The organism is Thiomonas sp. 13-64-67, from assembly GCF_002282795.1.
Taxonomy (GTDB): domain Bacteria; phylum Pseudomonadota; class Gammaproteobacteria; order Burkholderiales; family Burkholderiaceae_C; genus Thiomonas; species Thiomonas arsenitoxydans.
Genome location: NZ_NCKP01000040.1, coordinates 19,261 through 27,460, shown reverse-complemented (window position 1 = coordinate 27,460; position 8,200 = coordinate 19,261). Strand labels below are relative to the sequence as shown.

Annotated in this window: 7 protein-coding genes; 1 reads left to right on the top strand and 6 read right to left on the bottom strand. The window is 66.1% G+C overall.

Translation table 11 applies throughout. The features are described 5' to 3' along the window. Nucleotides 1-19: 19 nt before the first annotated feature. The 6 genes from B7X30_RS10850 to nth all read right to left on the bottom strand — a co-directional run bounded on the left by B7X30_RS10850 (nucleotide 20) and on the right by nth (nucleotide 4,500). Nucleotides 20-190, bottom strand: a complete 171-nt coding sequence (locus B7X30_RS10850; protein ID WP_286730574.1) for a hypothetical protein — start codon at nucleotides 188-190, stop codon at nucleotides 20-22. Continuing rightward, nucleotides 187-1,119 carry an alpha/beta fold hydrolase gene (locus tag B7X30_RS10845; protein ID WP_286730573.1) on the bottom strand — a complete coding sequence of 311 codons (933 nt, stop codon included), beginning with the start codon at nucleotides 1,117-1,119 and terminating at the stop codon, nucleotides 187-189. The genes B7X30_RS10850 and B7X30_RS10845 overlap by 4 nt, the downstream gene beginning before the upstream one ends. After that, nucleotides 1,112-1,930: a serine aminopeptidase domain-containing protein gene (locus B7X30_RS10840; RefSeq protein ID WP_286730575.1), complete on the bottom strand. Its 819-nt coding sequence runs from the start codon at nucleotides 1,928-1,930 to the stop codon at nucleotides 1,112-1,114. Before B7X30_RS10840 ends, B7X30_RS10845 begins: the two co-directional genes overlap by 8 nt. Before the next feature lie 5 nt (nucleotides 1,931-1,935). Continuing rightward, nucleotides 1,936-2,817 (bottom strand): 4'-phosphopantetheinyl transferase family protein, encoded by an 882-nt coding sequence (locus B7X30_RS10835; protein ID WP_286730572.1) that lies wholly within the window; start codon nucleotides 2,815-2,817, stop codon nucleotides 1,936-1,938. A gap of 154 nt (nucleotides 2,818-2,971) precedes the next feature. After that, nucleotides 2,972-3,862, bottom strand: coding sequence for a cobalamin-binding protein (locus B7X30_RS10830; RefSeq protein ID WP_286730570.1), 891 nt, complete (start codon nucleotides 3,860-3,862; stop codon nucleotides 2,972-2,974). After that, on the bottom strand, nucleotides 3,859-4,500 hold the full coding sequence (gene nth, locus B7X30_RS10825; protein WP_013123146.1) for an endonuclease III: 642 nt from the start codon (nucleotides 4,498-4,500) through the stop codon (nucleotides 3,859-3,861). Before nth ends, B7X30_RS10830 begins: the two co-directional genes overlap by 4 nt. A gap of 133 nt (nucleotides 4,501-4,633) precedes the next feature. Between nth and smc the strand changes: the two genes are divergently transcribed. Beyond that, nucleotides 4,634-8,167: a chromosome segregation protein SMC gene (gene smc / locus B7X30_RS10820; protein WP_286730569.1), complete on the top strand. Its 3,534-nt coding sequence runs from the start codon at nucleotides 4,634-4,636 to the stop codon at nucleotides 8,165-8,167. Nucleotides 8,168-8,200: the final 33 nt, after the last annotated feature.

Sequence of the window (8,200 nt, the reverse complement as noted above, 5' to 3'; positions counted from 1 at the left end):
AGGTAGGAAAAACCGCTCTCTACGCTGCCTTGCAGGCGGCCAGTTCTGGCAGTGCAGCCGACTCCTGATATTTCGTGCAGTCGCCTTCTGAAAACGACAGCCTGGCCAGCAAGCCGATCAAAACGGGATAGCCGACGTAGGTGTAGAGGATGAACAGGGCCGCGGCCCAGAACAGAACAAGCAGGATCATGACGGGGACGAGGACGAGGACGGGGGCGAGGCCGCCTGCGAACTGAGCGGGGCGAGTTGCCGCAGGCCGCGTTGGACGGTGTCGATCCACTGCTGCTGGGCGACGCGGGTGGTGACGGCATGATCGATGTCATGCAGGTGGGCAAAAAGCAGACGGGGGTTGCGGGCTTGACGCAGACCGAGAGCGTTGCGCAACTGATCGGCGTAATTCACTGTGCTGAAATCGGTGCCCGCGCTGAAAACCATCACCCCGACGCCGCGTTCGGCCAGCGCGAGCAGGCCCCGGCCCAGGGTGCGGCGATCGACCCTTTCTTCGTCAACCGATGCTGCGCTGCTGGCCTGCATTGTGGTGAAGCGGGCGCCCTTGGTGAAAATTCGCGCAGCCTGGGCGCCCACTGCGGCCACGCCACGCAGACCCACGCGCGTCCACACCGCCCAGGCCTTCGGCCCGTAGCCGTGGCGCATCAGCCGCACGCCCAGGTAGCGCAACACGCTCAGCGGGGTAGTGAAATTCAGCGCGTCGTACATCACGATGGCACTCACTCGCGGGTCGACCTGCGCCGTCCAGTAGCTGGGCATAGCGCCGCTGCAAAACCCGACGAGCGCGAAGTGCTGTGCTCCCGTGGTGCTTTGCAGCACGTCCATGGCGGCGCGCAGATCGGCCACCACCTGATCTTTGTAGGACAGCCTGCCGTCGGCACGCAGGCTGTCGCCCATGCCGTGCAGGTCGCAACGCAAGGTGGCGACGCCGTCGGCGGCGAGGGCGCGGGCGAGTTTGACGTTCACGCGGTGCGCACCGACCCGGTGGATCACCCCGGCGTTGAACAGCAGCACGCCGAAAGGAGGCGGCGACGCGGCGTCGTTGGCTGCAAAGGTCACGGTACCCAGCAAATCGGCCTGCGGGCCGAAGGTCAGTGTGGTTTCACGCATGGGCGCCCTCGGCAAGATGGTCCAGCAGATCGCGTATCCAGTGCATGGGGACGATGGACGTCGCGGCGGCGCTGTCGGTGGCCCAGTCGATCCGGGCGTCGCTATCGACGAACTCCACGGCAGGCTGCAGGGTTACGCCAGCGCGTTGCAGAAACTGTCGAGTCGCCTGCGAATCGGGCGAGAGCAGACGCAGCGTGCCGGCCGGAACGGTTTCCAGACAGGCCGGGGTGATGGCTTCGATCTGGCTGCGGGTGGTCGGGCTGAGGTAAAAACCGAGGGCCTCGCTCTCTGGGGTTGGCAGCATGGTGTCGCGCAGGCGGGCACTCAGCGGCCAGCGCACGCCATAGCCCCGGTGCAGCGATTCGAGACTGGAGTCGGCCAGGCTGCGCAGATAGGCGCTGCCATCGAGCACCGGCTCGATGAGCATCAACAGCTGCGCCGGTGTGGGCGCCAGCCGCGCCACTTCCAGGGCGATGGTGCCGCCCAGACGCAGGCCGACGGCCGACCAACGAGGCGCACGGCTGCGACGAAGCAACTCCGCCAGCGCCGCCCGCGCATCGTCAATGCTGCCCTGCACATCCCACTCCTCATCGCTTCCGGCCGAGTCGCCGCTGCCGTAATAGTCGAATCGCAGCACGTGATAACCGGCCGCAGCAAGGCGTTCGCCCATCACCCGGTAGAGCCGGTGCGCGCGTATGCCTTCCTGCCCGAAGGGGTTGCACAGCAATACGGCATGCTGCTGCGGCTGGGCATCCTCAGCCGGTTCGAGATGGAGGCCAACCAACTCGCGGCTGCCGTTGATCAGACGCACGGGAGTCAAGGGGTTCTCCCTGAAGCGAGCGCCTGTCGATACAGCACTTTGCCAAAACCGCCCAGCACGGCCAGCGCGGCGGCATGGCCGGGCGGGCTCTGAAGGGCGGAAAGGTCGATGAAATCGGCGGCGGCGATTTGAGGGTCCGCTGGACTGAGCAGGTCTTTGAGGACGACCCGCTGCCGCGCCACGGCCATTCCGATATGCAGGGTTTTGGGTTCGAGGGCCAGGCCGAGGCCCAGCGCTTTCATGCAGGCCTCCTTGCGGGCCCAGCAGGCGAAAAACACCCCGGTCTGTTGCCTCGGCGGCAATTGCATGAGTTCTGCTAATTCGTCTGCGGTCAGCACGCCGGAGGCCAATGCGGCGTCGGGCAGATCGGGGCGGATGGCTTCGATGTCCACCCCCAGCGGCACGCCATTGCTCACGGCCAGCAGCGCTTTGTCCAAGCTGTGGCTCAGGTTGAAGCACAGCGTCGCATCGCCGGAATGCCCAGTCAGCGTCGGCTTGCCATAAGGGCCGAGGGCAAACTGCAGGTCTTGCGGCGCACGCTGCAGGTAGCGCCCGAGAATCTGCCGGGTCCAGCCATGCGCGGCGATGAAACGGGTCTGGTCGACAGCAAAGACGAAGCGTCGTGCCCGCTCCTGTTCGGCGGCGTCGAGCAGATCGAGGGCACATGCCGGCGGGCGGCGCAGATCGAGTTCCCAGACGTGCACGTCGCGCTGTTGCGGTCGCGACAGCGGTGCGGCCGGGTCGTGCGCGCGGGCGGCGGAGCCCAGACGCAGGGCGCTTCGCACCTGTTGTGACAATGGGGTGGAAAAGGTTTTCACGCGGCCGGATGAAGCAGGTTGCGCATCAGAAAAATCGTTTTCGAGATCATCGACCGGCATGATGCAGGCGTCGCCGTCTTCCAGACAATCCCGTCAAGCGGGGGCAAACAAGTGCCTCAGGGAATGCGGATCAGAGGCCGTTCTGCCTGAATCATAGGCAAGAGTCGTCGTTGTTCTGTGACAACTTCTGCACAGTTTTCGCGGGAAACTGGGCTCACTCGTGCAACGCCCGGCGGGTCGTCGCGATGGCGGTGCAAAGCTGCTGCACCCCGTCGAGCACATCCACGCCCATGCGCGGCAGGGTGTTGGGGGAGAGGGCGACCAACTGGTCGTGCCGTACCGCGCTCAATTGCGGAAACTGCTTCCACGACTTGAGCCACTGCGCGCCTTGGGGGCTGGAGGTCACGATGAGTTGCGGGTCGGCCTGCAGCACGGCTTCGGCACTGATGGTGGGCGCCAGAACCGCCAGCGAGCCAAACACGTTCTGCCCGCCGCACAGGGTGATGGCCTGGCTGATGAGCTGTTTGTGGCCCACGGTGATCAGCGGCTGGTTCCACACCTCGTAAAACACCCGTACAGCCGGTTTTTGGGCGGCGTAACGCTGCCGGATGGCCGCCAGACGCGTGTTGAAATCGCGCACCCAGCGCCCGGCTTGCTGCTCGGTGCCTGCCAGTTCGCCGATGCGGCTGACTGTGGACGCCAGCGACTCGAAGGTGTTGGCCTGGCTCCAGTACACCGGAATGCCCAGCGCTTTGAGCCTTGCCACTTCGCGCGGGGGCGTGCCCGATTGCCAGGCCAGAATCAGATCGGGCTTGAGCCGGACGATGGCTTCCAGATTGAGGGCGAACGCGTCGCCCACGACCGGCAGTTTGCGCGCCCAGAACACATTGCCCGCGCCCTGAATCTGGCCGACGACGAATTTGCTGGCCCCGGCCGCCGCGCTGAGTTCGAGCAACTGCGGCGATAGCGCGATGATGCGCCGTGCCGGTGCGGGCAGGGAAACCACCTGGCCGGTGTCGTCGGTCACCCGCACCGGGGCTGCCCAGGCGGCGCTGGGCAGCAGGGCAAAGGCGAGAAGCGCCCCAAGCCATCGAGAAAGGGTCATGTCGGTGCGGGTGTTTTGGGTTTGAAAGCGCACAGATCGGCCACCCCGCAGCGCCAGCATTCCGGCTTGCGCGCCTTGCAGACATATCGGCCGTGCAGAATCAGCCAGTGGTGGGCATGCAGGCGGAACTGTGGCGGAATTACCTTCTCCAGCTGGGTCTCCACCGCCAGCGGGGTTTTGCCCTTGGCCAGCCCGAGGCGATTGGCCACGCGGAAAATGTGCGTGTCCACCGCGATGGTGTCTTGCCCGAAGGCCACGTTGAGCACCACATTGGCGGTTTTGCGGCCCACCCCCGGCAGCGATTCCAGCGCCTCGCGGCTGCGCGGCACTTCGCCGCCGTATTGGTCGATCAGGATGCGGCAGGTGGCGATGATGTTTTTCGCCTTGGTTTTGTACAGCCCGATGGTGCGGATCGCCTCGCGCAGCCGGTCTTCGCCGAGGTCGAGCAGCGCCTGCGGGGTGTTGGCCACGGCGAATAGCGGCCGGGTGGCCTTGTTCACGCTGACATCGGTGGCCTGAGCCGAAAGCGCCACCGCGACCAGCAGCTCGAAGGGCGTGCGGTATTCCAGCTCGGTGCGCGGCTCGGGGTTGGCGGCGGCGAAGCGCTCGAACAGGGTCTGGATCTGGGCGGGTTTCATGCGGCGCGATGATAGGCGCGGCGAGTTTTCGCCCTCTGGCGGCCATGCCAGCGGGTAGAGGGGCGATGGTATGATTTCCCTCCGTTGTGAGATTCACAATTTCTTTTGTAAATCATAGAGTTAGAACATATCGATGCGTTTGACCTCACTCCGTCTGGCCGGATTCAAGTCGTTTGCCGAACCTGTGACGCTGCCCTTTCCCGGCCGCATCAGCGGAATCGTCGGGCCCAACGGCTGCGGCAAATCGAACGTGATCGATGCGGTGCGTTGGGTGCTGGGCGAGAGCAAGGCCAGCGAGTTGCGCGGCGAGTCCATGCAGGACGTCATTTTCAACGGCAGCGGGCAGCGCAAACAGGCCAGCCGCTGCAGTGTGGAAATGGTGTTCGACAATAGCGATCACCGCATCGCCGGGCAATGGGGACAGTTCACCGAAATCGCCATCAAACGCGTGCTCACCCGCGACGGCACGTCGAGCTATTTCATCAATAACCAGGCGGTACGCCGCCGCGACGTGCAGGATATTTTTCTCGGCACCGGCCTGGGGCCGCGCTCCTACGCCATCATCGGCCAGGGCACCATCACCCGCATCCTGGAGTCGCGCCCCGAAGACCTGCGCATGATGCTCGAAGAGGCCGCCGGCGTGTCCAAATACAAGGAGCGCCGCCGCGAAACCGAGAACCGCCTGCAGGACACCCGCGAGAACCTCACCCGCGTGCAGGACATCCTGCGCGAACTCGGCAGCAATCTGGGGCGGCTCGAACAACAGGCCGAAGTCGCCACCCGTTACCAGGGCCTGCAGGCCAGTGCGACTCTGGTGCAGCAGCAGCTCTGGCTGCTGCGTCAAGAAGAAGCGCAGGCCAAACGCCAGCAAATCACCCTGGCTGGCGGTGAGGCGATGAATGCGCTCGAAGCCCGCATCGCCGAGCAGCGCGCAATAGAGGCCGAAATCGAAACCTTGCGTCAGGCACAGTTCGCCAGCAGCGATACGCTCAACCGGGCGCAGGCCGCTTTCTACGCCGCCCAGTCGCGCGTCAGCCAGCTCGAGGCGGAAATCCGTTTCGTCGTTGAGGGCCGTCAACGCGCTCAGGCCGCGCTGCAGGCCATCGACGCGCAAACGCAGGACTGGCAGCAACGCCACGACACCGCCGTGGCGCAGGCCGCCGACACCGCCGAGCGCCTGGCCGATGCCGAGGTGCAGGCCGAGGTGGCGCAGGCCCGCGTGCAGGAGCAAAGCGAACGCCTGCCCACGCTGGAAGCCGCCCTAAGCGACGCGCAATTGCGCGCTGCGGACGAACGCGCGCAGGCCGCCGCTGCCCAGCAGGCTCTGCAGGCCGAGGCGGCACGGCAGCGCGGCCTGGGGCAGCAAATCCAGCAGTTGCAACAGCGCGCCGAGCGGCTGCGCGCCGAGCAACGCGCCGTGGTCGCGCCCGACAGTCTGCGTCTGGCCGATCTGCAGCGGCAGCAAGAAACCCTCACCGACGCGCTCGACACCACCCGCGCGCAGCGCGAACAACTCGAAGACACCTTGCCCGAGCTGCAACAGGCGCGGCAGCAGGCGCAGCAGGCGCAGCAGGCCGCCGCCGCGCAGCTTGCCGCGACCAGCGCGCGCCTGGCTGCGCTCAAAGCCCTGCAGGAACGGGTGCTCACCGAAGGCAAGTTGCGCCCCTGGCTGGCCAAGCACGGGCTCGACGGCCTGTCGCAACTCTGGTCGCGCCTGCAGGTAGAAAACGGGCTGGAAACCGCGCTCGAAGCCGTGTTGCGCGAGCGCCTGTCCGCGTTGGAACTGCGCCAGCTCGACATGGCCGCAGGGTTTGCCAGCGACGTGCCGCCGGCCAAGCTGGCGTTCTATTCGGCAGCGGTGCAGCCCCCGGCCACCGAAGCGCGGGCGATTTCCACCCCGCCCGCAGGCTGTCGGCCCTTGCGCGAGGGCGTGCGCAGCGGTGATGCCGGGCTGGCCAGCTTGCTCGACGACTGGCTGACCGCCGTTTTCATCGCGCCGTCGCTGCAGCAGGCGCTGGCGCTGCGCGCCACTCTGCCTGCGCAGACCGTGCTGCTCACGCGCGAAGGCCACGCGGTGTCGCGCCAGAGCGTGAGTTTTTACGCCCCGGATTCCGAGCAGTCCGGCGTGCTCGCGCGCCAGCAGGAAATCGACAATCTGGAGCGCCAGATCAAGGCCGAGCAACTCATCGCCGAGCAAAGCCGCGCCCAGCTTCATCAGGCCGAACACGATCTGGGGCAGGCGCAGGAGCAGCTCGCCGCGCTGCAACGCCGCCAGCAACAAGACACCCAGCAACTGCACACCGTGCAGGTGGAACTGCTCAAACTCACCCAGCAAGCCGAGCAAAGCGCCGCGCGCAATCAGCAGATCGCCACCGATCTTGGCGACATCGACGCCCAACAGGGTGAATTGCAGGCGCAGCAGGCCGAGAGCGAAGCGCGCTTCGAGGAGCTAGACGCGCGTCTGGCCGACCAGCAGCAGCTGCAGGCCGATCTCGAAACCGAGGTGATGGCCGCGCAGCAGGCGCTCGCCGATGCCCGGGCGCAGCAGCGCCAGCTCGAATCACAAGCGGCCGAGAGCGGCTATGCGGTGCGCAGCCTGCAACAAAAGCGGGCCGATCTGCAACGCGAGGCGCAGATGGCGGTCGAACAGATCGCGCGTCAGACCAGCGCGCGCGAGGCGGCGCAGGCCGAACTCGCGCGGCTGAGTGAACAAGGCGCGCAGACCGGTCTGCAATCGGCGCTGGCCGAGCAGCAAAGCGCGCAAGCCGTGCTGGGCGCCCGCCGCAGCGAAGCCGACGACATCGCCCAGCAACTGCGAAAGCAGGAGGAGGCTCGGCTGACGCTCGACCGCGACCTCGATCCGCTGCGCCAGCGCATCACCGAATTGCAGCTCAAGGAGCAGGAGTTCCGGCTGCAGGCCGAGCAGTTCGCGCAGCAGCTCGCCGAGGCGCAGGCCGATATCGAAGCAGTGCGCGCCAGTCTGCCGACCGATGCCCAGGCCCCGGCGCTGGCGCGCGAGCACGAACGGCTGCAGCGCGACATCGCCGCGCTGGGGGCGGTGAATCTGGCCGCACTCGACGAGTTGGGTCAGGCGCGCGAACGCAAACAGTTTCTCGACGCCCAGATCGAAGACCTGCAGACCGCCATCACCACCCTCGAAGACGCCATCCGCAAGATCGACGCCGAAACCCGCGACATGCTGGCCACGACTTTCGAGCAGATCAACGACCACTTCGGCCGCATGTTCCCACTGCTGTTCGGCGGCGGCAATGCGCGGCTCATCATCACCGGCGAGGAAATTCTCGACGCCGGGGTGCAGGTCATGGCACAGCCGCCGGGCAAGAAGAACAGCTCGATTCATCTGCTCTCCGGCGGCGAAAAAGCGCTGGTGGCCATTGCGCTGGTGTTTGCCATCTTTCAGCTCAACCCCGCGCCGTTCTGTCTGCTCGACGAAGTGGACGCGCCGCTGGACGACGCCAATACCGAGCGCTACGCCCGGCTGGTCAAAGACATGTCGACGAGCACGCAGTTCCTGTTCATCTCGCACAACAAAATCGCCATGGAAATGGCCGACCAGCTCATCGGCGTGACCATGCAGGAGCAGGGCGTCTCACGCACCGTTGCCGTGGAAATGGACGCGGCGCTACGCTTTGCTCAAGCTGCTTGATCCACACACTAAGCCGCGCACACACTCACACAC

Excerpts from the sequence above, each read along its gene's own strand:
- nth (WP_013123146.1), bottom strand. The coding sequence starts at position 4,500 with ATGAAACCCGCCCAGATCCAGACCCTGTTCGAGCGCTTCGCCGCCGCC.
- B7X30_RS10835 (WP_286730572.1), bottom strand. The coding sequence starts at position 2,817 with ATGCCGGTCGATGATCTCGAAAACGATTTTTCTGATGCGCAACCTGCT.
- B7X30_RS10850 (WP_286730574.1), bottom strand. The coding sequence starts at position 190 with ATGATCCTGCTTGTTCTGTTCTGGGCCGCGGCCCTGTTCATCCTCTAC.
- B7X30_RS10830 (WP_286730570.1), bottom strand. The coding sequence starts at position 3,862 with ATGACCCTTTCTCGATGGCTTGGGGCGCTTCTCGCCTTTGCCCTGCTG.
- smc (WP_286730569.1), top strand. The coding sequence starts at position 4,634 with ATGCGTTTGACCTCACTCCGTCTGGCCGGATTCAAGTCGTTTGCCGAA.
- B7X30_RS10845 (WP_286730573.1), bottom strand. The coding sequence starts at position 1,119 with ATGCGTGAAACCACACTGACCTTCGGCCCGCAGGCCGATTTGCTGGGT.